This window comes from Chitinophaga caeni (assembly GCF_002557795.1).
GTDB lineage: Bacteria > Bacteroidota > Bacteroidia > Chitinophagales > Chitinophagaceae > Chitinophaga > Chitinophaga caeni.
This window is the reverse complement of the sequence record NZ_CP023777.1, coordinates 3,963,482-3,986,776: the sequence shown is the minus strand read 5'-3', so window position 1 is coordinate 3,986,776 and position 23,295 is coordinate 3,963,482. Positions and strand designations below refer to the sequence as shown.

General features: G+C 42.8%; 22 protein-coding genes. 8 read left to right on the top strand and 14 right to left on the bottom strand.

Going from position 1 to position 23,295, the window contains the following annotated elements:
* Positions 1 to 6 precede the first annotated feature (6 nt).
* The 3 genes from COR50_RS16735 to COR50_RS16725 all read right to left on the bottom strand — a co-directional run bounded on the left by COR50_RS16735 (position 7) and on the right by COR50_RS16725 (position 5,078).
* A complete protein-coding gene (locus COR50_RS16735; RefSeq protein ID WP_198405679.1) occupies positions 7 to 3,432 on the bottom strand; it encodes a SusC/RagA family TonB-linked outer membrane protein in 3,426 nt (1,141 codons plus the stop codon).
* Between the two features lie 25 nt (positions 3,433 to 3,457).
* Positions 3,458 to 4,411: a FecR family protein gene (locus COR50_RS16730; protein WP_098195050.1), complete on the bottom strand. Its 954-nt coding sequence runs from the start codon at positions 4,409 to 4,411 to the stop codon at positions 3,458 to 3,460.
* 79 nt (positions 4,412 to 4,490) lie between these two features.
* On the bottom strand, positions 4,491 to 5,078 hold the full coding sequence (locus COR50_RS16725) for an RNA polymerase sigma factor (RefSeq protein WP_098195049.1): 588 nt from the start codon (positions 5,076 to 5,078) through the stop codon (positions 4,491 to 4,493).
* Positions 5,079 to 5,809: 731 nt separating this feature from the next.
* Here COR50_RS16725 and COR50_RS16720 point away from each other — a divergent pair.
* Positions 5,810 to 6,517 carry a DUF4198 domain-containing protein gene (locus COR50_RS16720; RefSeq protein ID WP_098195048.1) on the top strand — a complete coding sequence of 236 codons (708 nt, stop codon included), beginning with the start codon at positions 5,810 to 5,812 and terminating at the stop codon, positions 6,515 to 6,517.
* 88 nt (positions 6,518 to 6,605) lie between these two features.
* Here the strand turns inward: COR50_RS16720 and COR50_RS16715 are convergent, their stop codons facing one another.
* From COR50_RS16715 to COR50_RS16700, 4 genes are all read right to left on the bottom strand, one after another.
* Complete coding sequence (locus COR50_RS16715; RefSeq protein ID WP_098195047.1) at positions 6,606 to 7,019, bottom strand: hypothetical protein; 414 nt, start codon at positions 7,017 to 7,019, stop codon at positions 6,606 to 6,608.
* A gap of 23 nt (positions 7,020 to 7,042) precedes the next feature.
* Positions 7,043 to 7,561 (bottom strand): YceI family protein, encoded by a 519-nt coding sequence (locus COR50_RS16710; protein ID WP_098195046.1) that lies wholly within the window; start codon positions 7,559 to 7,561, stop codon positions 7,043 to 7,045.
* 5 nt (positions 7,562 to 7,566) lie between these two features.
* On the bottom strand, positions 7,567 to 8,136 hold the full coding sequence (locus COR50_RS16705) for a YceI family protein (protein ID WP_098195045.1): 570 nt from the start codon (positions 8,134 to 8,136) through the stop codon (positions 7,567 to 7,569).
* Positions 8,137 to 8,372: 236 nt separating this feature from the next.
* Positions 8,373 to 8,756 carry an SRPBCC domain-containing protein gene (locus COR50_RS16700; protein WP_098195044.1) on the bottom strand — a complete coding sequence of 128 codons (384 nt, stop codon included), beginning with the start codon at positions 8,754 to 8,756 and terminating at the stop codon, positions 8,373 to 8,375.
* Positions 8,757 to 8,831: 75 nt separating this feature from the next.
* Here COR50_RS16700 and COR50_RS16695 point away from each other — a divergent pair, with 75 nt between their 5' ends.
* The 4 genes from COR50_RS16695 (at position 8,832) to COR50_RS16680 (ending at position 11,650) form a co-directional block, all read left to right on the top strand.
* Positions 8,832 to 9,470 carry a trimeric intracellular cation channel family protein gene (locus COR50_RS16695; RefSeq protein WP_098195043.1) on the top strand — a complete coding sequence of 213 codons (639 nt, stop codon included), beginning with the start codon at positions 8,832 to 8,834 and terminating at the stop codon, positions 9,468 to 9,470.
* Positions 9,471 to 9,563: 93 nt separating this feature from the next.
* On the top strand, positions 9,564 to 10,022 hold the full coding sequence (locus COR50_RS16690; protein WP_098195042.1) for a redoxin domain-containing protein: 459 nt from the start codon (positions 9,564 to 9,566) through the stop codon (positions 10,020 to 10,022).
* Between the two features lie 10 nt (positions 10,023 to 10,032).
* Positions 10,033 to 10,557 carry a DsbA family protein gene (locus COR50_RS16685; protein ID WP_098195041.1) on the top strand — a complete coding sequence of 175 codons (525 nt, stop codon included), beginning with the start codon at positions 10,033 to 10,035 and terminating at the stop codon, positions 10,555 to 10,557.
* A gap of 58 nt (positions 10,558 to 10,615) precedes the next feature.
* Positions 10,616 to 11,650 (top strand): isoaspartyl peptidase/L-asparaginase family protein, encoded by a 1,035-nt coding sequence (locus tag COR50_RS16680; RefSeq protein WP_098195040.1) that lies wholly within the window; start codon positions 10,616 to 10,618, stop codon positions 11,648 to 11,650.
* 75 nt (positions 11,651 to 11,725) lie between these two features.
* On the opposite strand, the gene COR50_RS16675 is transcribed toward COR50_RS16680, so the two are convergent.
* Positions 11,726 to 12,679 carry an acyl-CoA desaturase gene (locus COR50_RS16675; RefSeq protein ID WP_098195039.1) on the bottom strand — a complete coding sequence of 318 codons (954 nt, stop codon included), beginning with the start codon at positions 12,677 to 12,679 and terminating at the stop codon, positions 11,726 to 11,728.
* Between the two features lie 1,130 nt (positions 12,680 to 13,809).
* Here COR50_RS16675 and COR50_RS16665 point away from each other — a divergent pair.
* A complete protein-coding gene (locus tag COR50_RS16665; RefSeq protein WP_157760930.1) occupies positions 13,810 to 14,412 on the top strand; it encodes a DUF416 family protein in 603 nt (200 codons plus the stop codon).
* Here COR50_RS16665 and COR50_RS16660 read toward each other — a convergent pair.
* Positions 14,407 to 14,796: a VOC family protein gene (locus tag COR50_RS16660; protein WP_098195036.1), complete on the bottom strand. Its 390-nt coding sequence runs from the start codon at positions 14,794 to 14,796 to the stop codon at positions 14,407 to 14,409. The two genes, COR50_RS16665 and COR50_RS16660, sit on opposite strands and share 6 nt — an antisense overlap.
* 235 nt (positions 14,797 to 15,031) lie before the next feature.
* Between COR50_RS16660 and COR50_RS16655 the strand changes: the two genes are divergently transcribed.
* Positions 15,032 to 17,083, top strand: a complete 2,052-nt coding sequence (locus COR50_RS16655; protein WP_098195035.1) for a glycoside hydrolase family 2 protein — start codon at positions 15,032 to 15,034, stop codon at positions 17,081 to 17,083.
* A 95-nt stretch (positions 17,084 to 17,178) separates the two neighbouring features.
* Here COR50_RS16655 and COR50_RS16650 read toward each other — a convergent pair whose 3' ends face one another.
* From COR50_RS16650 to COR50_RS16640, 3 genes are all read right to left on the bottom strand, one after another.
* A complete protein-coding gene (locus tag COR50_RS16650) occupies positions 17,179 to 18,381 on the bottom strand; it encodes a glycoside hydrolase family 88 protein (RefSeq protein WP_098195034.1) in 1,203 nt (400 codons plus the stop codon).
* A 111-nt stretch (positions 18,382 to 18,492) separates the two neighbouring features.
* Positions 18,493 to 19,017, bottom strand: a complete 525-nt coding sequence (locus tag COR50_RS16645) for a class I SAM-dependent methyltransferase (protein ID WP_098195033.1) — start codon at positions 19,015 to 19,017, stop codon at positions 18,493 to 18,495.
* Between the two features lie 66 nt (positions 19,018 to 19,083).
* Positions 19,084 to 21,432 carry a TonB-dependent receptor gene (locus tag COR50_RS16640; protein WP_198405678.1) on the bottom strand — a complete coding sequence of 783 codons (2,349 nt, stop codon included), beginning with the start codon at positions 21,430 to 21,432 and terminating at the stop codon, positions 19,084 to 19,086.
* A gap of 297 nt (positions 21,433 to 21,729) precedes the next feature.
* On the opposite strand from COR50_RS16640, the gene COR50_RS16635 reads away from it, so the two are divergent.
* Complete coding sequence (locus tag COR50_RS16635; protein ID WP_098195031.1) at positions 21,730 to 22,719, top strand: helix-turn-helix transcriptional regulator; 990 nt, start codon at positions 21,730 to 21,732, stop codon at positions 22,717 to 22,719.
* Between the two features lie 37 nt (positions 22,720 to 22,756).
* Here COR50_RS16635 and COR50_RS16630 read toward each other — a convergent pair whose 3' ends face one another.
* Together COR50_RS16630 and COR50_RS16625 are read right to left on the bottom strand one after the other, a co-directional pair.
* The gene (locus COR50_RS16630) at positions 22,757 to 22,885 is read right to left on the bottom strand and encodes an alanyl-tRNA synthetase (RefSeq protein ID WP_098195030.1); all 129 of its coding nucleotides are present in this window, start codon (positions 22,883 to 22,885) and stop codon (positions 22,757 to 22,759) included.
* 2 nt (positions 22,886 to 22,887) lie between these two features.
* Positions 22,888 to 23,217 carry an antibiotic biosynthesis monooxygenase family protein gene (locus COR50_RS16625; RefSeq protein ID WP_098195029.1) on the bottom strand — a complete coding sequence of 110 codons (330 nt, stop codon included), beginning with the start codon at positions 23,215 to 23,217 and terminating at the stop codon, positions 22,888 to 22,890.
* Positions 23,218 to 23,295 lie beyond the last annotated feature (78 nt).

Below are 23,295 nucleotides of genomic sequence, written 5' to 3'. Positions count from 1 at the left end.
CAATTTTTAGAAGCCCACGGTTAGGTTTATCCCGATTGTTCTCGTTGATGGGAACTGACCGATTTCAAATCCTTTGTTGATATCATCACCTGAAAGTGTACCAAATTCAGGGTCGAAAGCTGGCCAATCGGTAATCATAAACAAGTCGCGGCCGAAGATTCCCACGGAAGCACGCTGCAATTTCAACCTGCGTACCAATTTGGAATCCAAGGTATAATCGATCCTTGTTTCCCTTAACTTGATAAAGTCGGTGCTGAAAGTATTCGCTTCCACGTTATCGCGTTTGAAGTGCTCGTTATAATATGCCTGGATATTGGTTGCGATCGTCGTATTGGGAATGTAATTACCATCCTTATCCATGACTACTCCATCCCCGATGATACCGTTATAGCGACCGGGGATGGTTTTCTTCAGCTTCCCTTCTTCTGCCAATACCGCGTGGGTTAATGAATATCCTACGCCGCCAAACTGGCTATCGAACAAGAAGTTGAAGCGGAATTGCTTCCATTTAAACTCATTGCCCCAACCGAACCTGTAATCAGGATTCGTATTACCAAGGTATTTCACACTTTGACCGAGGATCGGGTAGCCTAAATCATTATAAATGATCTGGCCATCCGGCGCTCTTTCGTAACCTAAACCGTAAAGGTCGCCCATGTATCCGCCGGGAATAGCGGTGATCTGGCCCCGGTTAGCTGGCCCCGTGCCCAATATGTAAGTGTCCAGTCCTTTAGCAAGTGTCAAGATCTTTCCCTTGTTAGTGGAGTAAGTAATGTTTGTTGTCCAGTTTAAACCTTTTTTATTTTTCAACACGTTGTAGCTTGCTGCTATTTCAATGCCCCTGTTGCGGATCTCCCCGGCATTCAGTACCGATCCCCTGAAACCGGAAGAGGGATCAATCGGCGCCCTGATAATCTGGTTCTTGGAGTTGTTTTGGTAGACTGCAACATCAAGGTTAAATCTTCCGAACAACTTCATCTCCGTACCTACTTCATAACTCACCGTCTTAGATGGCTCCAAGTCTTCGTTCGCGATGTAAGTCGGGTTGGATAGGCCGGAATTGTAATTGGTTTGAGGAACATAGCCGAACATGGTCAAGTAAGGGGTTGTTCCCCCGCTACCTACGGTTGCGATCGATCCCCTTAACTTCAGGTAATTGATGTTTCTCGGTAATTCAAATAATTCCGAGAGGATCGTGGATACGTTGTAGGAATCGTAGAAATATGAGGTGCGGCTTAAGTCGGCAGGAACGGCCAAGGTACTTGTCCAGTCATTCCGTAAAGTCGCATCGAAATACAGGAAATCCTTATAGCTCAAGGCAATCAAGCCGTACAAGCTATTTACCGCGTATTCGCTATGGTATGGACGGGTTTCTAGGTTGATCTTGCTATTGGCAAAATTATATTCGCCCGGCACCCGTAATTTTTCGGCACGTACCTCGTCCTTATTGTACTTGTTGTGCATGCGGCTTCCCCCGAAGGAGATGTCAGCCTTTACATTTTTAACCAGGCTCTTGGAATAACGCAACATGAAATCCATATTAGTTTCCTGGTTAAAAATATTCTGCGTGCGGTACATACCGTCTACAAACTTCTGTGTGCCTTTAGGCCTGCGTTGTGACCTGGCATCGTAAGAGTAGTCTAAGCTGGAGCGTACTGTCAGGCTTAAGTTTTTTGTAAAGTCATAGTTTGCAGACACATTTCCCACGATACTGTGACGGTTCATCGTGTTCAACATTTCGTAGACTTGTAAAAACGGGTTGTCTAGCAAGCTACTGAAAGGTCTTGTTTGTTCTAATTGTTCTTTACCGGGTACCCAGTAATCCCTGAACCAGTCGATATTCGCATTAGGAACTAAACCGCGGATAAAGTACATGATGGTTTGGTTGTTGTACCCTGTTGACGGCAAATTGTCTGCTTTCTTGTTCGTATAATTAACTTTGGTAGAAATCTTCAACTTCTCGGTCACCTTGTGGTTTAGCGAGATGGCGATCGTGTTCCTGGTATAACCGGTATTAGGTACGATCCAGGTATTGTTTAAGTTGGTAAATGATAAGCGGGCATTCGTATTTTTATTGCCACCCTCGATAGAAAGTGCATTGGTAAAATTTTTCCCCGTCTCGAAGAAATCTTTACGGTTGTTTGTATAGGGTACCCAGGGAGTTCTTTCTGCGCCCGTGGTACGGGTTTGCGGATCGTATTGGAAATAACTCTGACCATCGAATTTCGGTCCCCATGAGGAACTCGTACTTTTCGTACTGGAACCGTCAGCGGTAGTAAGGTAAGAGTACCAACTATCTTGACCCGCTGCTCCCTGCCCGTATTCATATTGGTAATCCGGCCAACGGGAGATAGACTCGAAAGAAGAGTTGGAGTTAAATGAAACGCCTAATCCTTTTTGAATGGAGCTACCCGATTTGGTGGTGATAATGATCGCTCCATTCGCACCGCGCGAACCGTACAATGCACTGGCACCGGGACCCTTCAACACCGTAACATTTTCAATATCTTCCGGGTTAATATCATTAAGGCTCGTTCCGAAATCGGTAGGGGAGTCGCCATCGAGGTAAGAGCCACTGCCGGTACCGGTCATACGGCCGCTACTGGCGCTGGTAATTACACCATCAATTACGATGAGCGCCTCGTTATTCATATCGAAGGTATTCTCACCCCGTAATATAATCTTGTTAGAACCACCGGGGCCACCGTTTGATTTGAGAATATTAACACCGGCCACCTTACCACTAAGGTTATTTGTCCAGTTGTTACTGATGGCATTTGTAAAATCTTCATTGTCCATCTTTGTAACTGCGTAGCCTAGCGCCTTTTCTTCCCGTTTAATACCGAGGGCCGTAACCACCACGCTGTTTAATTGCGTGACATTGGTAGACATTTCTATTTTAATATTGTTTGCCCCGGCATTGGCAACATATTTTACCGGGCTTAAACCGATCGATTTAAATTCGAGGGTAGCGCCTTTCGGAACATCGAGTGCAAAAGATCCATCTTGGCCTGAAACCGCGGATACCTTGCCGTTTACAGCTATCGTGGCGCCGGGGATCGGACTGTTATCGTCTTTCGACAAAACCGTACCTTTCACGGTTATTTTTTCTTGTTGTACCGATGCGTTATTGGCAGGTTTATTCTTGATATAAATATTATTGTTGATCAATTTTACATCTAGGCCGGTTTGTTGGCCTAAGATTTTGACGAGTTGATCGAGGGAGAGCTTCGTGGAAGGAAGGTGTACCAGCGCGTTGGAATTTACCGCGTTGTCATACATGACGGATAATTTTTCCTTGCGTTGTAAACTTTCCACGACCTCTTTGAGCGTAAGATCTTTCTTACTGAACGTGGTAATAGGGGAGTTCGATTGTGCCGTTACTGTTGCGGCCAGTAACAAGCTACAAATTCCACTAACGAGTTTTTTCATTTGTATCAGTGTTAAATAAGTAGAATTAGTGTTTTGGTTGGATATAAATGGTGCTATCTTTTATTTCGTAATTAAATCCTGCGAGGTATCCCAAACCGTCTAACACGTTCTTCAACCCATCATCGGAAATTGTACCTGTAAATGCCGTAGGTTCGTGACCACTTCCGCGTATTTCGACTTTCATATTATACCAATCCCCGATTTGCTTGGCGATGGTAGCCATGGATGCATTTTGGAAGATGAGCTTGTTGTCTCTTTTCGCGGTGATAACCTCGATAGAGAGGGTGTCTACATTAACTTGGTTGCCGTTTACCTTAGCGCGTTGTTGCGGTAATAAATGCATTTGCGTAGCCGGTGTTTGTACCTGGATTTTACCGGTAGCTACCGATACTTCTTGTGTTTGTCCCGGCCTACTTTTCACGTTGAAAGAAGTTCCCAACACCCTGATGTCCATACCATTGGTATGAACCGAGAAGGCAGCGCCGGATGTTTTTACTACGTCGAAGAACGCTTCCCCTTCCAAGAAAACCTTCCTTTCGGATTGGCCCGATGAACTATCGTAGCGGATGACCGTATTGTACTGCAACCAAACAGTACTTCCATCCGGCAAGTGCAAGGTTTTCTTGCTGCTGTGATCCGTGAAAACGGTGACGAAAGACGGTAAGTGCGGTTTATTTAATTCTTTCAAGGCAAAGTAACCCGTTGCCGCGATGCCGAGGAATGAGGCAGCGATAGCAGCATACTTGTACCAGCGGGAAGGCTGCTTGACCGGGATCGCCATTTCTGAATCCGCTTGCATCATCCGTTCCATCTTTTCCCAATCATGCACGGGCTTAAATTCAAGCGCTTGCTTGCGGGCACGTAAAGTGGCATAAATCTCACGGTTGCGGGGGGAGGCATCTAACCATGCGGCGACGATGATTTTTTCCTCTGCGGAACATTCCCCGTTAATGTGTTTGAATAAAATATTGGCGTTCAATGGGAGCGGTTTTAATATATAAGAGGTGTGTGACCGCAAAAACACACGCCTGGGAGGGGAATTTTTTTAAAAATAGTGTTTATTGGAAAACAGGGGAGTGCATCAATAACAATAAACTACTGATAACCAGGTAGATTTCCTGGTGCGAATTTTTTAAGTTCAGGGCTTCCTCCTGCAAAGATTTAATGGCCGAGTTCATATGGTATTCCACCTTCCTGACGGTCATATGTAGAATTTCAGCAATTTCTTTATAAGTTAAACCAAGCAACCTTAAATCGATGATTTCCTGTTTAACCGGGTCCAGCTGTTGTAATAATTGATGGAATTTCTCGGTAGCTTCTTTATTAGCTAATGCTTCATGGGGGTGTAAACTAGCGGTTTGTTGACCCGAAAAATGCTGGTTTAATACATCTTGACGATCCGTTTTTTTAGATTGTTTTTGACATTGGCGGCGGCAAGCTACCAGGAGATAGTTCTTGATACTGGTATTGATTTTAATGTTGGCCCTATGCTTCCATATTTGGCAAAATACTTCGGATGCGGCATCCCTGGCGGCTTCATAATCGTTTAGGAATGAATATGCATAACGGCAGCACAACGTAAAATATTCGTCGTACAGCTGTTTGAAGGAATCTTTATTGATCTCCAAGTTTATATTCACATCCATGTTGTCCAAAATTGGCGGCAAATGTACAATTGATAGTAAATGGATGAATCCTGGCTGATAAGAATTAATATAAAGTTCACATACTATTCTTGCGTGGAACGGTAATCATCGTGGAACCAACTGTTGATCTAATTCTATCCTAATTTGACCTTATAGCTGGAGCAAATTAATGATTTTTTATTATTGTTGTCCGACTAAATTTTCAATGTGGAAGAACAACGGTCTCCGTTAAAGGTTCGACTCAATGCCCATCTGCCCGTTTCTTGTACTTTTTTGGTTACCCAAAAAAGCACCAAAAAAGGGCACAAATTGGCCATCACGGCCACCAATTTGATCGCCCGATGGAGCTTTTGTACTACTGTATCACCAGCCTTCGTTCGTTATCAACAGTGCGGAGCATTCTTGTTTTCTTGGGGGGAGCTACCCCGTATGTAGAACATATCATCCTTAGCTGGAATTCCATAACTGGCAAGGAATACAGCAAAACTTGAATCAATTTTAGTCGGGCAACAATGATTTTTTATTATTAATATCCTGGTAAAATTTTTCTGCCTGGCCGGGTAGCGGCTTTTTTCTTCATTCCCGAGCGCCCGGATGATTATGAAAAGCTGTACTTTAACTTTTGAGTGGGATTTCCAGTATAGACAAAAGCTTTTCCCGAATTCGTAAATGATTTCACTAAAGCTCCATTAATTTCGTGTCTCCTTTTATTAAAATTCAAAATTGTAAGCATGAAAGCTAAGTTGTTATTATTAGTTAGCTGCCTGTTCCTTTCCATGGGAGCATTTGCCCATATGTTATGGATAGAGACCGCGGCCAAGGGTAAAGCCGGGGTTAAACAAAATATCAAGATTTTTTACGGTGAACCGGCAGAAGGGAAGCCTGAAATGGTGAAGGATTGGTATTCCGATGTTAAAGAGTTTAAATTATTCGTCTTGCATCCCGGCGGGCAAAAAACGGAATTACCGGTAAAAATTGGGGCGAAGTATTGTACATCAGAATTTACACCTGGCAAAGATGGAAATTATACCTTGATGATTTCCCATGATGCAAAAGATCTCGGCGGTACAACTTTATATCAGTTTAATGCTTATGCTTTGGTACAAGTGGGCGGAACAAATACCGAACCTGCCAATACCGGCAATGTATTAGCACTAAGTATGCCGACCGGCGTTAAAAAAATACAGGAGCCGTTTCATATGAATGCTACGGTTGATGGTAAAGCTGCCGCTGAAAGCCATATAGCGGTGTTTTCTCCCAGCGGTTGGAATAAGACCATCAAAGCCGGGAAAGATGGTTCCGCTAACTTTATCCCGCTTTGGCCCGGCTATTACTTGTTTGAATTAACAAACATGAGAGCTGAATCCGGGCAGATAAACGGCAAGGATTATGAAAATGTATGGAGAAATGCAACCATCCGGTACGAAGTAATCAAATAAGTTCTATCGGCTAGCAATCAGTAATAAAGAAGAAGGGCATGCAACATCTCGCATGCCCTTCTTCTTTAAAATATCCTTGCAAAACGGATTAAATCTTGTGCTTGTGGATCAATTCGCTCCTGAAGAATAGCGGGTATAAAGTTAACCAGCCCAATACCGGGAAGAAGTGCATGGGCACTACCAAACCGGGAAATAATTCGGGAAACTCGATATCGAGCGGAAGTTTCTTGGCAAACGGCAACACGATGGTCGCAAAACTCGCAACTGTAAACAGTAAGTTGAATACCAGGGTAGCGCGGTGCTGGATAGCTTTCATCAACCCGTAATGTATTAAACCGGCTAAGAGCCCTGCCGCTATGCAGGCTAACATGATTTTTAACGGGGTAATTACCGCGGAAAAATCAGTACCGATCGCATCGTTATACACTTTCGCATATACAACCGAGGCTACGCCAGCCAATATTCCAGAAACGATTCCCAGTAATAAAGATCTTTTAAACATAATTTATTTCAATTGTGGTTGGACTACTTCACCACGGGCACATTTACCGTAATACTAATCACATCATCAACCTCACCACCCGGTTTGCCGATTTTGAAATCATTCCTATTTACTGAAAACTTGCCGCTAAACTTCTGTCCTTGGAAGCTAAATGGAAAACTGATTTCTTTTTTTATCCCGTGCATCGTCAAATCACCCGTCACTTGGAAAGTATTACCCGTTTTAGCAATTTTCTTTGAAACGAACGTTATAGCAGGAAACTTTGCCGCATCAAACCAGTCATCTTCCTTGGCATGCCTGTTTTGCAAACCGTTGCCGGTATTAATAGAATTAACATCTATTGTTACATCGAACCTGGATCCCGCTAAGTCGTTCCCATCAAAAAATATCTTCCCGCTAAATGTGCGGAATATCCCGCTTACTTCACCGCCATCGAACGCGATGCTATACTTCGGGGCGATCTTCCATTCTGTTGTAAAGGTATAAGCAAACATTACGCCCGATAGGAGTAGTATTGCTAAGATAAAAGATAATTTCTTCATACCAACTATTCTTTAACAAATTCACTGTTCGCTTTAATCTCGATCTCGTCGCTCAACATGGCCACGGGCATGCCGCTGGCAAAGTTGTAATCGGAGCGTTTGATTTTACCCGTTACGGTAAAACCGGCTACTTTCTTGTTTTGCGGGGTCGTGATAATGCCATTCAATGTCCCGTCCAAAGTTACGGTTTTAGTAACACCGTGGAAGGTTAAATCGCCGGTGATTTTATATTTCTTATCAGCCACCTTTTCAAAGGAAGAGCTCTTGAATGTAATGGTCGGATTCGCGGTAGCATCAAAGAAATCGGGGGATTGCAAATGCCCGTCGCGGCGCTCGTTATCCGTGTTGATACTAGCAGTATTGGCAGTCAGTTCAACGCTCGCGCCGGAAAAATCTTCCGTGGGAGCCATTAACTTGATATCGTAATTTTTAAAATTGCCATGGAACTCGTTAATGCTATTGTGAATAGCCGTAAAACCGAAACGGCTATGTGCTTTATCGAGTTTCCAAGATTGTGCAAAGCTAACCGCGGAGAAAGACAAGAATAAACTTGCCAGGATGATGGTACGTTTCATGTTGTAGTTGAATTTTTTGGATGAATTAATTCGCGTCCAGGTTTGATAATGCCCTGTAATAAGAATTTTCAAGTTTTAATACTGTAATAAAATAAATTACAGTGCAAATATAGCGGTAAATTTAATATCTCCAAATTTATTCATTCCTACCCATGAAATCGGTTAAATAGTGTTAGAAAATTGATAAAATTATCGTGAGAATAGGTGTTTGCGCGATCACTTATAGCGCTGCCTTCTTAATCTTCTTTGAAAAACTCTATAATGGAGCCGATGTAATAATGCTTCCAACCGTAAACGATCTGGTCATAATCCTCATCGGGGATATTGATATGAACCAATTCCAACGACGTTCCTTTTTTATCGGTATGTAACTTGATCGTTACTATGGATGCAGGCTCTTGCCCCCCAAAGTCCCAGGCTTGCCTTAGGAGTTTGTTTTCTTCAAAATCTAGGTTGATCCCGGTAATACTATCTTCCCACAATGAAAATTCTGAACCGGGTTCGGTGCTCATAATCGCTTTCTCGCCGGACCATAATTCGATCGTGAACGGGTTGGTTAACGCCATGTAAACTTCCTCCGGGCTGGCGCTTACCGTAAAATATTGCTTATAGTCTTTCATAATTAAATTGATACTGCAAGTTACTTATTTCTGCCAACCCTTAATTGCTTTTATTGTTATAATGAAAACTTTTGCATGGATCATAGTATCACTTCCAGGGGGATATTCGAATTATTGAACCTGGTTGGAACATTTGCTTTCGCAGTTTCGGGTGTAATGAAAGCAATTGAAAAGGAATACGATTTGTTCGGGATCTTGGTCCTGGCATTTGTTACGGCGATCGGTGGCGGCACGATTAGGGACCTGTTACTGGGTATCTCCCCGGTTGCTTGGCTCAATGATAACAGGGTGATTTATACGATTTTTATTGCTACGGCTACGAGTACCGTCTTTTTTTCACTTGTCAGTAAGGTACAGCGTTGGTTAACTTTTTTTGACGCGATAGGTTTAGCGATCTTCACGATTATAGGGATTAACAGGGGAATTGAGAAAGAATTTAACGAGATGATCTGCATCACCCTCGGCACATTAACCGGCACCTTCGGCGGTGTGATCCGGGATGTTTTATCGGGTGATAAACCCTTATTATTCCGTAAAGAGATTTATGCTTTGGCATGTATTATCGGCGGTAGCTTGTACTTTTTCGCCAGGAAGATGGGGATACTGACGCATATATCGGAAGTGCTTTGCATCGTGATTATTGTAACAATTAGAATGTTATCCGTAAGATATAATATTTCTTTACCTATAGTTCGTCAACCGCAGCAAAAGTAATTCTTTTCAAAGCTGTGATTGGCAGCTATTATAAAATTCTTAAGATCAAAGAACAAGATGTGTTACAACTTGTTATTCTAATAAAACGAATTTATGTTGAAGAAAGGTGATCACGCTCCCGATTTTACACTCTATGCAACGCCGGATCAAAAGATCAAATTATCGGAATTGAAAGGGAAGAATGTAATTTTGGCATTTTACCCTGCGGATTGGAGCCCTGTATGTAGCGACCAAATGGTTTTGTATAACGAGATGCTGAAATTCTTCGAAAAACAGGATGCTGTTTTACTCGGTATTTCTGTTGACAGTAAATGGTGCCATATGGCATTCGCAAACCAAAATAAATTGCATTTTACCCTATTAGCTGATTTTGAGCCGAAGGGCGCTGTCGCTAAATCATTCGGTGTATACGATGAGGAGGAAGGTCATGCTCAAAGGGCATTATTTGTATTGGATAAAGAGGGAACAGTGGCCTGGAGTTATTTATCGCCTGTGGCGATCAATCCCGGTGGCGACGGCATATTGCAAGCATTAGACGAACTCAACAAGTAAAATAAAATTCATGGCAAATCTTACCCCTGCCGTATCGGCGAAAGATCATCAACAAGGGAATCCTAATGCAGCCGTAACATTGGTTGAGTACGGTGATTACCAATGCCCATATTGTGGTGAAGCATACCCGGTCATCAAGCAGCTGCAACAGGCATTCGGTGATCGATTATTGTTCGTTTTTAGAAACTTTCCATTGTCGAGCGCCCATCAATACGCCGTTGCTGCGGCTATGGCGGCAGAAACGGCCGCTAAACAAGGTGCATTTTGGGAAATGCATGATATTATTTATGAAAATCAAGCCGCGCTGAGCCGCGAGGTGCTGTTTACTTTTGCTAATGAAATTGGTCTTGATATGCAAAGCTTTGAAGATGATTTGCTGGATACCAGGTTAGCCAAGCAAATAGAAGCTGATTTTGAAAGCGGTGTGCGTAGCGGTGTAAACGGGACGCCAACATTTTTCATCAATGGGCAACGTTTTGATGGAGATTATGATTACGAATCATTGTCGGCAGCCATACAGGAAATAGCCGGGTGATTACAGGATTGTATTAATGCGACAAATTGAGCATATTTGTAGATATAAATCATCATTCATGAAACAAATATGCCGCTTCATTTACCCGTTTTTTCTACTAATCTTCTTCTTTAATACTTCAATGGCACAGGAAAAGAGGTACGTGATGGTAATTCACGGTGGAGCCGGAACGATCCTGAAAAAGAATATGACACCGGAAAAGGAGAAAGCCTACAAGATGGTTCTGAAAGCCGCATTGGAAGCTGGTTATGCCAAAATCCAATCAGGCGCTTCCAGTTTAGATGCCGTGCAAGCTGCCATCAACGTTATGGAAGATAGTCCCTTGTTTAATGCTGGCAAAGGCGCCGTTTTTACGCATGAAGGGAAAAATGAAATGGATGCGTCGATCATGGATGGCAAAACCTTGAAAGCTGGCGCCGTTGCAGGGGTTACGATAATAAAGAACCCTGTAAATGCTGCTAGGGCCGTGATGGAACAAACGGCACATGTAATGCTGGCCCGCGATGGCGCCGAAGCATTCGCTAAGGCTGCCGGGTTAGAAATCGTTGATCCCTCTTATTTTTACACGGATGACAGGTGGAAGTCCCTCCAGAAATTGTTACTACGTGATAGCAGCAAAACACAGCTCGATCACAGTTACGAAGACCGGCTCAATAAGTTCAATATCGATGAAAAGTTCGGAACGGTTGGCGCTGTTGCACTTGATAAGGAGGGTAATCTTGCCGCCGCGACATCGACCGGGGGAATGACGAATAAAAAGTTCGGCAGGGTCGGAGATTCGCCGTTAATCGGCGCTGGAACTTATGCAAACAATAAAACAGCCGCGGTTTCTTGTACAGGCTGGGGTGAACATTATATCAGGAACGTGGCGGCTTATGATTTGTCCGCGATGATGGAATACAAGGGATTGTCTGTTTCGGAAGCCGGGAAAGAGGTGATTAAGAAAATAGCAGCTACCGGTGGTGACGGCGGTTTAATTGCCTTGTCTAAAGAGGGCCAAGTTGCGATGCCGTTCAATACTGCCGGGATGTACAGGGGTACTGTAACGGAAGATGGTAAGATCCAGATACTTATTTACGGGGAAGGGGAGTAATATTTTTCCTAAATAAAAAACGGGGTTATCGAAAGACAACCCCGTTTTTTAATTATTTTCTTGTAAAATATAATCTTAATCTTCTACTTCGCTAAGTTTTTCGCTCTGTTCAATCTCTTGCACCTTCATTTCACGAAGTTTGGCCTTTACGCCGGCTTCTTGGTTTAAGCGGTTGCTTTCCTTGATCTTAGGAGATACGTCCCGTATGTCCCAAACAATACCCAGGGCTCCCAGCATCCGGATGATATAATAAGTAGCGTCAATTTCCCACCAGTAAAAGCCTTGTTTGGCAGTACTTTGATAGTAGTGGTGATTATTATGCCAACCTTCACCCATCGTCACGAGCGCCAATATAACGCTGTTGCGTGATTCATCGCCTGTGCGGTAGCGTTTTTTACCGATTTTATGCATCAGTGAATTAATGGTAAACGTGCCGTGGTAGAGGATAACGGTACTTAAGAAGAAACCGATCAGCAAGGTTGATAAACCAGCTTGCCAATCAAAGATCCCGGTACCATTCACCATGTTTCCCGTAAAGTAAACCGCAACGGCTAAAACTAATGCCGGAACGAAATGATATTTATTTAACCAATATAATTCAGGTTGTTTGAAATCCTTGATCAGTTCGAAACGGGTCGGCTTAAACTCGGGGCCCATGATCCAACCGATATGTGCATACCAAAAACCGTAAACGTTGGCCGAATGCGGATCTTCCGGTGTATCGCTATGCTTGTGATGGATACGGTGGTTAGCTGCCCACCAAAGCACCCCTTTTTGAATGCTACTTTGGGCGCCCCCCGCTAATATAAACTGGAAGAAACGTGAAGTTTTGAACGATCGGTGAGAGAAATATCTATGGTAACCCGCTGTCACGAAAAACATCCTCGTAAAATATAAAACGGCGCACAGAATCCAATCAAACGTGGTGGCCCCAGTAAAAAAAGCTAATAATGGCAACAAGTGAATCCCTAAAAAGTCTACCTGCTTCAGCCAATTGGGTGATTTCCTGTCTTGCTTTTGCATATTCATGTCACGAAAGTAATTTGTATTTGATACCCAATTAATGATTTAGCTCAGGTATTCTAAAAGTGCAAATAAGCAGCAAAGTTAAGCTAGTTTTTCCATAAAACAGGATTGTCATACAGAATTTACGTTAATTTTCAATACATTTTCTTACAACTACGTATTTGTTTTATTTATATATATTGCTAATTTTTCTTATCTTTATCCCGGTTGCCCCAACCGTATATTTGAAGTGATGCATTGGGCAAGAAGGGTGATTCCCGGTAGGAACCGGGTACAAATTTACACGCAGTGTGGAAGTCCCGGCTTGGTACGTAGTTATAAAATTTATATATTAAAACATTGTTGTCCGACTAAAAATGCTTTAAAGGTACTTGAATTCCTTACCTGTTCAAGGATATAAGCGAAGGATGATACATTCACCCCCGCCAAGAGAACCCTGGAACTTCGCACCGTTGATAGCGAAGGGTAGCTTGGGCATACAGTAGTAGAAAGGTAGGTCGAGCGATCAAATTGGTGGCCGTAATGGCCAATTTGTGCCCTTTTTTGGTTTTTGGGTAAACAAAAAAGTACAAGAAACGGGCAGATGAACATTGAATCGAACTATTGAGGGGTCAAAAGTACTCGTAGGTTAAAATTTAGTCGGACAACATTGATATTAAATAGAAATTTATTAAGCTAGAGCAATTTTGCCCCTTGCCGGCATATGGATTCCTTGGACTGGAATTAGACATGATATTCTTGTAAATAAATTTCCCCTCGGGGAGCATAATTTCATTGCATGAAACCCAAAACCTTCAACTGTAATTTTGAAACACGTTACAAAATGAAAAACCATTTTTTTTACCTGCGCCGATCCTGCGTATGTACCACGTTTTACAAGTACGCCAATTATTGGCAAGTGAATTGCAAGTACCCCTCTGTATTCAACATCATACATGCAATTGTTTAAGAGGCTAAGGTATACTTAGTGTAGCTTTTACCGTTACGGCTTACATCTAAAAGTTGGAACAATCCGTATATAATAATTGAAGTGTTGCTTTGATGTTGATCCCTTTCATCTTCATTGAGAACTTTTCACGTAACCCTGTTGTTATCATGTTAATGTTCACCGCATAAACCTAGAATCGATGTACATGGACATTCAGAAAATTAATCAATTGGATCTAACGCGTGGACTGGTTTTTTGTTACTTGGTGTGCAAGCGTTTATTTCCGAATTACGTTTATTTTAGCGATCATTATGGAACGGGCGACCCGTCTAAATTAGAAGATAGCATGCAATTTATTTACCGGGAAATGTTGCAGGATGAATTTGATGAAGAAAAATTGGACTATCTCGATAGGCAAGTAAAATTGCAGGTTCCCAACTTGAGGATACATACGCATATTTATGCCGAATTAGCTTACCTGGCCGCTACCGCCGTGCGTTACACCCTCGGGATGATCCGGGAGAGGGACAAGGGCTATACCGTGAATGCCATGGTACTGGCATTCGATTCGATCTCCGCTTTTGTCAACCACCGCGACCATAAAAAATGGGATCTTTATTCGATCGAGGAGGAGGAACTTACCGTCAAGGAAAGTACCTTGCAAGACGGTATCGTGGATTACCTGTTGCTCAGGGATGATATTGATCTCGATGATGTAGACCTCCTGTTGCAGATGCAGAGTTATAACCGCAACGGCGTATTGGATTCCCAGTTGGATTTAGTACCCTTGGAAGGTGGAGCCTTATAAACTTACATAATTGCTGATTTCAACTAGATTTTGATCCGGATCGCGTATGTAAATTGAACGGATAGCGCCCAATGCGCCTGTCCTGTTAACAATCCCTGCTTCCAATATTTCTATTCCCCGGTGTGCCAGGAAGGTCGAAACTTCTTCTAACTGCGCCGTTGTAATAAAGCACATATCCGCGGAGCCCGGCAGCGGGTTCGCTGCATGAGGCTTAACTTCATGCCCGGCTTGGTGTAAATTTATTTTTTGATTCCCGAATTCCAACGCGATCCTTCCCCCTGCAAAACTAACCGGTTTCATGCCGAGGATTTCATGGTAAAACCGGATACTACGTTCTATATCCTTAACCGTCAACACCCAATGGTCTAATCTCAAAACTTCCATGATAGTAATTTATCAATTACTGTTGCAAAAATCATGCTCCGGCATTTATGCAATCGATTACAAAAAAATATTTTATACATTTATCCATTCATTTTGCAAGTGGAAGAAAGGGTTCTGTTCTTTAGTTTAACAAGGGTTCTTTTTAAATAAATGCCAACACAACACTTGTTAAAAGCGATTGTAAATCAATTAATTATTTGTTGACTTCTGAAAGTCAACCAAAATTTTATTAGTGATGATCAGGAAATTCTTGGCGCTTGCCCTTATTATGGCGGGCACTTTGCCGGTTTTGCATGCGCAAGACTTGCAGCAGGGCAGGGTGAAACAGCCATTCAACGGGGGATGGACTTTTAGGAAAGATCCCAAGCTGAACCCTTCCGATACTTCTTGGCAGGAAGTAAAAATTCCACATACTTATAACAATGTGGACATGCAAAAGGGTAATGATTTTTATGATGGAGATGCTTATTACCGTAACAGCTATTTTTTACCGGAAAAAAATAAAGATAAGAGAACGTTTATCCGCTTTGAAGGTGTAGGCGCCGTTGCTACTCTTTATGTAAATGGTCGCAAAGTAGGGGAACACAAGGGCGCGTACGCTGCTTTTATCTTCGAACTGACACACCTGTTAAAACCCGGGCAAAAGAACGATATCCTGGTAAAAACTAGCAATAAAGCCAGGCCGGATGTAATCCCGATCAACCACAGGCTTTTCGGTGTTTACGGGGGGATTTACAGGCCGGTGAGCATAATTACTACCAACAAGGTCAATATTACGGCTACCGATTATGCTTCTCCCGGTATTTATATCGAGCAGGGAGATGTGGATGCCAGCAAAGCACGCATCAAGGTTACCGCCAAACTGGAGAATAAGCTTGTAGCACCGCAAAATATTAAAGCGGTTACGGCGATCAAGGATATGGAGGGTAAAGTGGTAAGCATCCAGGAAAAGATGGTGCGCGTTTTGCCGCAGGGATTTACCCCGGTGGAAATGCAATTCAATATGGATCATCCACACTTATGGAATGGCTTAGATGATCCTTACTTGTACGGGGTTACCGTCAGTTTATACGATGGGCAACATTTACTGGATGAAATAACACAACCCCTCGGTGTTCGCGATTTCAAAATCGTGGAAGGAAAGGGTTTTTACCTTAATGGCCGGCCTTACCGCTTACGGGGTGTATGTAGGCACCAGGAATGGTGGGGCTACGGTAGCGCTTTAAGCAATGAACAGCATGCGAGCGATTTGGCCATGATCAAGGAAGTAGGCGCAAATAGTATCCGCTTTGCACATTACCAGCAAGCCGATTATATCTATGCCAAATGCGACAGCATAGGGTTCGTCACCTGGGCCGAAATTCCTTTCGTAAATGCCGTTTCAGGTCAAGAAGGTGAAAATGCAAAATTGCAATTGACAGAATTGATCCGCCAACAATACAATCACCCGTCGATCTATGTTTGGGGTATGCATAATGAAGTGTATTCCAAAACACCCGACGAATTTGTTCCCGTGATGACCAGGCAATTAAATGATTTGGCGAAAACTTTAGACCCGCACCGTTACACGGTAAGTACCAGCGGCTACGGGGAAATGGATCGCCCTTCCAACCTGGCCACGGATATACAAGCGATGAACCAGTACCATGGTTGGTACGGCGGAAAGATTACCGACGTAGGCGCTTGGCTCGACGGGATTGAGCAGCAATACCCTACTTACAAGACCGTATTTTCTGAATATGGAGCCGAAGCCAATATCGACCAGCATGAGTATAGCGACCGTTTGAAAGGTAATCCCAATGCTGACTTTTATCCTGAAGATTACCAAACAAAATACCATAGAATACATTGGGGAGCGATTGCCCAACATCCTTACCTGGTTGCATCGTACCTATGGAATATGTTTGATTTTGCAGTTCCTTCTGCGCATGGGGGCGGGGTAGCAGCGAGAAATATGAAAGGGATCGTTACGTTCGATCGGAAAGTGAAGAAGGATGCATTTTATTGGTATAAAGCCAATTGGAACCCTGCGCCGATGGTTTACATCGCGGGTAGGAGAATTCATGAAATGAAGGAAAGGCAACGTGATGTAAATGTATTTTCCAACCTTGAATCGGTGACCCTTTACGTTAATAAACGGAAGGTAGCCCCTGCGAAAATAGGTTATACAAAGGCTGATTTCATCTTTGAAAACGTGAAATTTAGAAAAGGTAAAAACACCATCGTGGCGAAAGGAATAAAGGATGGGAAATTATTCGAGGATGAAATTATTTGGATCGTGAAATAAATTATACATGGAGAGGTAAGTTATTGCTTACCTCTCCATGTATCCTTCTTCATCGCCAGGGAAGGTGGTCAGCTTTTTCCCTTTTATTATCCCGGTCAGATCTTTCCTGTTTCTACTAAGCTCTTATATCGTAGCATCGCCTCCAAAAAATAATAATCGGCATAAGTTAACGGTACATCCACTTCTGATTTATGCGGGATGCTTCCCACGCTGTGTTCCAAGATAAACCCGCCATTGGTACCAATCTTTGCTTTATACCTTTCCGATGATAAGCTCATGATAATTTTTTCGGCGGCCGCTTTATATGTCTTCTTATTTTCCTTACTATACGTACTTAATTCTAATAATGCGGATGCCATCACGGCCGCTGCGGAAACATCCCTCAAGGCATCCGGGATATTATCAGCATCGAAATCCCAGTAAGGGATACCATCGGCTGGATAATTTTTATGCTTCAAAATAAACCGTGCAATATGATTTGCTTGATCCAGGTAGCGCTGGTCCCTGGTTTCGCGGTACGTCATAGTATAACCGTATAGTCCCCATGCTTGCCCGCGTGCCCAGGCTGATGCATCGGAAAAGCCCTGTGCTGTTTTCCTCTCGTTGATAGCGCCGGTTTGAGAATTGTAGTTCACCACGTGGTAAGAGCTATAATCATCGCGGAAGTGATGCTGCATCGTGGTATTGGCATGGGTGGTTGCAATCTTGTAATAGCTGGAATCACCGGTAACTTTAGTAGCCCAAAACAACAGCTCCAAGTTCATCATGTTATCAATGATTACGAGGTACTCTCCGGGCTTACCGTTCCATGATTTTATACAGCCGACGGTAGGGTTAAAGCGGGTAGATAATGATTGGGCGCTGGTCAATAAAATATCTTTATACTTTTCTGAAGGATTCAATTTATTCGCATTGCCGAAACTGCAATACATCATGAAACCCAGGTCATGCGTGTTCTTATTGTTTTTTTCCTTTTCTAGGAAGCCGAGCATCCTGTTGGCTTCATCAAGGAAAACCTTGTTTTTACTTTCCTTGTAAAGATATAGCAAACTGCCCGGGTAAAAACCGCTGCACCACCAACTGGAATTACTCGTCACAAATTTGTCTATGCCGGCATTATAAGTTCGAGGAAACTGGCCGGGAGGAACAAGCTGCATCATTACTTCGTATTGCCGCGCGGCATCGCGTAAGTTCGTTTCGATTTGAACCAGTATTCCCGCCTCTTTTTTACTCTGTGCCAATACTGGCTGCTGGCATATACTAGCGATTAGGATGATAAAGGAAAAGATGAATTTCATAAGTGAAATTTATTATTATGATTTATGCAAACGATTGCAAAATAATCTCATTCACGGAGAAATAAAAGTGGGGGTAAAGATATTACATGAATGGTCAACGGTGCTTTTTGCCTAGGTAGATGCCATGGCGACATACATATTTCCCTGGTCGTAAATAGATGCACGGGTTCGGAGTTTTTCTACATTATTAAATCCGCAGGAATGTAAAAGTTTTTTCAGTAGACTAAAATGTACCGGGAAGGGCACCCATGGGTTTGAGCGTTGTGTATCGTACTCTACGATTAGCAGGTAGGCCGGGATTTTCAAGTATTCTTTCAATTGTTTGAGAAAGGCTGGCTTATCTTTAACATAATGCAATGAATTGGCCATCAATATGCCTTGTAAGCCCGGCAAGGCTAATTGTGGCATCGTGAAGTCTGCCAATAGAAAGTTGATATCAACATGGGGCGGATAAAAATCCTTATTCATTTGATGATAGCTTCTATCAACGGCATAAATGGTGCTGGATTCCGGTAACAAGCTGGCCAGGGCGTAAGTGAACAGTCCGTCCCCGCATCCGAAATCTGCCCAGCTGCCGGGTTTCGATTGTTTTAAATTAGGATGATCGATGAAATCAATAGCTTCTTGTAGTTCCATGAAAGATCAAAGTTGCCTCTAACCAAATTTACTGAAAGCTATTGTTCCTGGCAAATGATTCAGCCACTAATGTTTATTGCTATCAAATTTTTTCCCGGGCGCTTCGAACTTGTATTGAATGCCTGCCATAATGATCCTACCGGGCTGTGTAGGTACAAGGTAATTTGTAAAGTTCCCGATATTTTCAATGTTCAATTGACACCGCAACCTGTTTTGCCATAGATCTTTTTGTAAACTGCAATGCAATAGGGTATAGCCCTCCACGAATACGTCGTAACGATCTATATAACCGTTGTTGTCAATATCCAGGAAACCGTATTTGCCCCGGTATTGCGCCCTCAACGCAACGTGTATTCCCCAAGGCTTATATGAATACATAATTTGAGCATTCGCCATATGCCGGCTCCTATTCGGCAAGGCGAAATAATCTCCTGCTTTGGCTTTCCTGATGCCGCCATCTGCTCTTACTGTTGCATATTTCTGCTTTCCTGCCTTGATGGAATCTATTATATCCCGGTTTTTTGCTAGGAGGTATTGATAGCCCAGGCTCACTTTTACTCCTTTTACCGGTTCGTACCCGCTACTAAATTCCAACCCGCTTGTAAATGCCCTCGAAATATTGACGAAGGAAAATAATTGTTGCCCGTTTTTCATGATACCAACCGGTTCGGTATTGATTAGATTATTGATTTTATTGTAAAACCCGTTTATACTAATGGCGCCGCTTTTAGCAAAGTTTGCTTCGAAGGATACATTGTATGAAGATGCTCTTTCGGGCTGTAAATCCTTGATGCTTTCAGCGTTCGACCAAATTTGTTGTACCAGGCCTGCCGACTGCAATTCCTGTACATGTTGATCAAATTGCAATGCACCCACCACGGTGTAACCTTGGTTGGGATTTGTAAATACCTGGTAAGCTTGCATGTAACTCGGTACCTTATATCCCGTTCCGAAGGATGCCTTCCCGGACAACCAGGGCCGTAATCGCCATTTAGCCCCGATAGTTGGGTTCAACTTTGCACCAAAAGCATCATTCCCATCGTAGCGCAGTCCGCCGATCATTTCAATTGATTTGTTGATATGCCAATTAAGTTGTCCGTAAGCAAAATAATTCCAACGGGAACGGCTATCTTCCGCTTGTTCCTGGTAGATCGACTGGTAGTCGCCGCCTAGGCCATATATCAACGACAAGTCCTGCTGTGGCCAATCGTGGCTTCCCTGTAATTCCAAGCGCTGGGTATATTGTCGGAAGAGATGTTCCTGTAGTAATGTATGGCTGTCATCTTGCCGCACGGATTGATCGGTGCTATACCTGTTGAAATAATACCGCACCAGGTACCGGTTGCCGGAACCGGTAAAATGATTAAAATGTACACCGATATTCACATCATTTTCGTCTAGCATATCCATGAAGGGTTGTGAACCGTAATCGCGTCGCATACTAGAGTTACGGCTTGAATAACGGAAGTTTGCGGACAAGTTGCGTTGCTCATTAAAACGGTATTGTAAACGTGCTTGCCCGGTGATGCTTTCGTACGGCGGGGCGGTTTGTCCTTTTTCAAGGTATTCATTGTTAACATTGAATCCATCGGTTTTATAATAATCGCCGCCGAAGTTAAATATTGCTTTATTTTTAAATGCAGCACCTTGCCCTTGTAGGGATAAGTCGGTATTATTATTAGTTCCGTACATCGCGTGAAGGTTACCCGACGCTTTTTTTATATCCTGCTGCGTGATGATATTGATGACGCCACCCATAGCTTCGCTACCATATAAACTGCTACTGGCGCCCTTGATGATTTCGATCCTTTCTATATTCGCCAAGCTGATCCTGGACAAGTCGAAATTACCGTTGAAACGCCCCGTCATAGGTTGACCATCAATTAAAATCATGATATAATCTGAGCTGAATCCTTGCATTTGCGGACCGATGGCACGGTTGCCGGCGCCGAGGTCACTGACCATGGCAATGCCGCTTTGTTCGCTCAATAATTCATCTAATCGCCGGTTCGCCAATCTTTGAATCGTTTCCAGGTTTATAATTTGAACAGGTTGTGCTATTTTATGGATCGTGATAACATCATTTGATTTTTGCAAGCGATCACCGTTGATGGTTACGGATTCAAGCTGCCTGCTGGCAGGCTGCAACATGAAATTTTGACTGAATATTTCACCGCCTTTACAGGTTATGCTGAAATAAAGCGGTGCGAAATGCTCACAGGTAATTTGCATTGTATACGTTCCGGCAGGTATGTTTTTTATATGGAACCGCCCTCCATGATTAGCAGTATCAGAAAAATGATGCGCCTTGTTTTGTATGCTGATGATCGCATTGCAAAGCGCCGTGTCTTGTTGGTCAGTGACCCTTCCGATAAATTCAGCCAACTGCCCGTAACCTGCTAGATGAAAGCACAAGCAACTAAATATTATAGTTATGAATTTCATTACGAGGTATAAAAAATGTCCTTGCAAAAGTGCTGAAATTGTCATACCCACCGCGGAGAAAGCTTTACCAGATATGGAGAATCGTGCACGGGAGCTTACCTTTTACGGAGAAAAAGTTACCCGGCACGGAAAAATGAATTTGTCAAATACCGTGTTACCAAGGGTTTTCCTTTTCTCGTAAATACTGTTCCCTAATACATAAACATTCTAGTGTAGAAATAATCTAATATTGCCGAGAATCAAAGTTGAAAGAAAATTAACATACCATTGTCTGGCATAGAACCTACATACAATAATAATCCGGCGCCTTGTGCATTTGATATCACGGGAGGAGAGCATTTACATGAAAGAAAGCGAACTTTATCCGGCAGGGATCACCAGGGGACCGTGTATGAAGTGTTAAGTCCCGATGGTATTAATTTCGGGTATTACCATATCAAATCCAGCCAGGAAGGAAAAGTTGTTTTTGAGAACCGGCAGCCTTTCTTGCAACTTAGCTACAACCTCAACGGCCATAAGGAATACCTAATGGGAAAATCCAGGAGGATGATTGCCCAAATTGAAAAGCAGCAATACAATTACCTGTTTTTACCCAGTGATGAGATCGCGATGAAATGGCCCCCCGGGGAACAACTGGAGATTTTCGAGCTCGGTGTTAGCCCGGTGTTCCTATTAAACTTTTTACCTCGGGAACACCCGCTATATGATCTGTTTCATCAATCTTTAAACGGGAATGTTCCGGGGTTATTAAGTAATTATAATTTACCGCTACAGGCAAGCATCAGTACAATATTGTTCGATATGCTCAATTGCCCGCTGGAGGGCCGTTATAAACAGCTTTACCTGAAGGCTAAGACGATGGAATTGCTGGCCATACAATTGACGCATTATGAACAAATCCTCAATATTAAGAAACAAGATAGCATCAGTAGGGGATTGAAGAAGGAAGATGTAGAAAGGATGTATTTAGCGCGGGATATTATCGTAAACAATATGAATAGTCCTTGTACCTTGATCGACTTGGCACACCAGGTTGGCACTAACGATGCATATTTGAAAAGTCATTTTAAACAAGTCTTTGGAACAACGGTTTACGGTTATTTGCAGGGAATAAAAATGACGCAAGCGAGGGAATTATTAGCGCAGGGGAAGAGTGTATCCGAGGTTGCATATATATCAGGTTATAAACATACGGCGCATTTTACCAGGGCGTTTAAAAAGCATTTCGGTTTTGCACCGGGAATATTAAAACGGTAAGCCGCGATGGACTTACCGTTACAATTTTAATGGGAGCTCATTTAGCCAACCAATAAATCAAAGCCAACCATACCAAGCCTTTTACCAGGAAGAAAATAAATCCCCAGAACCCCAATCTTTTCACCCATTTGATGATCTTTTGTTTACGGGTTAATGTTGATTCCATGATTAATTGCTGATAACTTGATAAATTTTAAAATCGCTGTGCATCGGTGCCGGCTGGCCTGCCGCCTTAGCTTTTGCCAAGTCTTCAAAACCGCGTTTATGGCCTTCGATAAAGGCTTCCGACTTGGTCCAATCTTTAAATGCAGACTCGTTTTCCCAATAGCTCACAATCAAGTATTCATCCCCGGGCCGTACCGGTTTCAATACATGCATATTAATAAATCCTGGCATTTTATCAATTGCATGGGCCCTGCTGCCAAATAATTCTTCAAATCTTTGTTGATAGTCCGCATTACATTGTATGTAATTAATCGCTACGAAATTCTTTTCCATGGGTAATTATTTAATTAGTAGACCCAAATGTAATACTGTCATGTTAATGTCATTTGCCCTTTCAGGAATAATCTTTAC

Coding starts and splice junctions, on each gene's coding strand:
- COR50_RS16735 (WP_198405679.1), bottom strand. CDS start 3,432: ATGAAAAAACTCGTTAGTGGAATTTGTAGCTTGTTACTGGCCGCAACA.
- COR50_RS16725 (WP_098195049.1), bottom strand. CDS start 5,078: ATGGATGTGAATATAAACTTGGAGATCAATAAAGATTCCTTCAAACAG.
- COR50_RS16720 (WP_098195048.1), top strand. CDS start 5,810: ATGAAAGCTAAGTTGTTATTATTAGTTAGCTGCCTGTTCCTTTCCATG.
- COR50_RS16715 (WP_098195047.1), bottom strand. CDS start 7,019: ATGTTTAAAAGATCTTTATTACTGGGAATCGTTTCTGGAATATTGGCT.
- COR50_RS16710 (WP_098195046.1), bottom strand. CDS start 7,561: ATGAAGAAATTATCTTTTATCTTAGCAATACTACTCCTATCGGGCGTA.
- COR50_RS16705 (WP_098195045.1), bottom strand. CDS start 8,136: ATGAAACGTACCATCATCCTGGCAAGTTTATTCTTGTCTTTCTCCGCG.
- COR50_RS16700 (WP_098195044.1), bottom strand. CDS start 8,756: ATGAAAGACTATAAGCAATATTTTACGGTAAGCGCCAGCCCGGAGGAA.
- COR50_RS16695 (WP_098195043.1), top strand. CDS start 8,832: ATGGATCATAGTATCACTTCCAGGGGGATATTCGAATTATTGAACCTG.
- COR50_RS16690 (WP_098195042.1), top strand. CDS start 9,564: ATGTTGAAGAAAGGTGATCACGCTCCCGATTTTACACTCTATGCAACG.
- COR50_RS16685 (WP_098195041.1), top strand. CDS start 10,033: ATGGCAAATCTTACCCCTGCCGTATCGGCGAAAGATCATCAACAAGGG.
- COR50_RS16680 (WP_098195040.1), top strand. CDS start 10,616: ATGAAACAAATATGCCGCTTCATTTACCCGTTTTTTCTACTAATCTTC.
- COR50_RS16675 (WP_098195039.1), bottom strand. CDS start 12,679: ATGAATATGCAAAAGCAAGACAGGAAATCACCCAATTGGCTGAAGCAG.
- COR50_RS16665 (WP_157760930.1), top strand. CDS start 13,810: ATGGACATTCAGAAAATTAATCAATTGGATCTAACGCGTGGACTGGTT.
- COR50_RS16660 (WP_098195036.1), bottom strand. CDS start 14,796: ATGGAAGTTTTGAGATTAGACCATTGGGTGTTGACGGTTAAGGATATA.
- COR50_RS16655 (WP_098195035.1), top strand. CDS start 15,032: ATGATCAGGAAATTCTTGGCGCTTGCCCTTATTATGGCGGGCACTTTG.
- COR50_RS16650 (WP_098195034.1), bottom strand. CDS start 18,381: ATGAAATTCATCTTTTCCTTTATCATCCTAATCGCTAGTATATGCCAG.
- COR50_RS16645 (WP_098195033.1), bottom strand. CDS start 19,017: ATGGAACTACAAGAAGCTATTGATTTCATCGATCATCCTAATTTAAAA.
- COR50_RS16630 (WP_098195030.1), bottom strand. CDS start 22,885: ATGGAATCAACATTAACCCGTAAACAAAAGATCATCAAATGGGTGAAA.
- COR50_RS16625 (WP_098195029.1), bottom strand. CDS start 23,217: ATGGAAAAGAATTTCGTAGCGATTAATTACATACAATGTAATGCGGAC.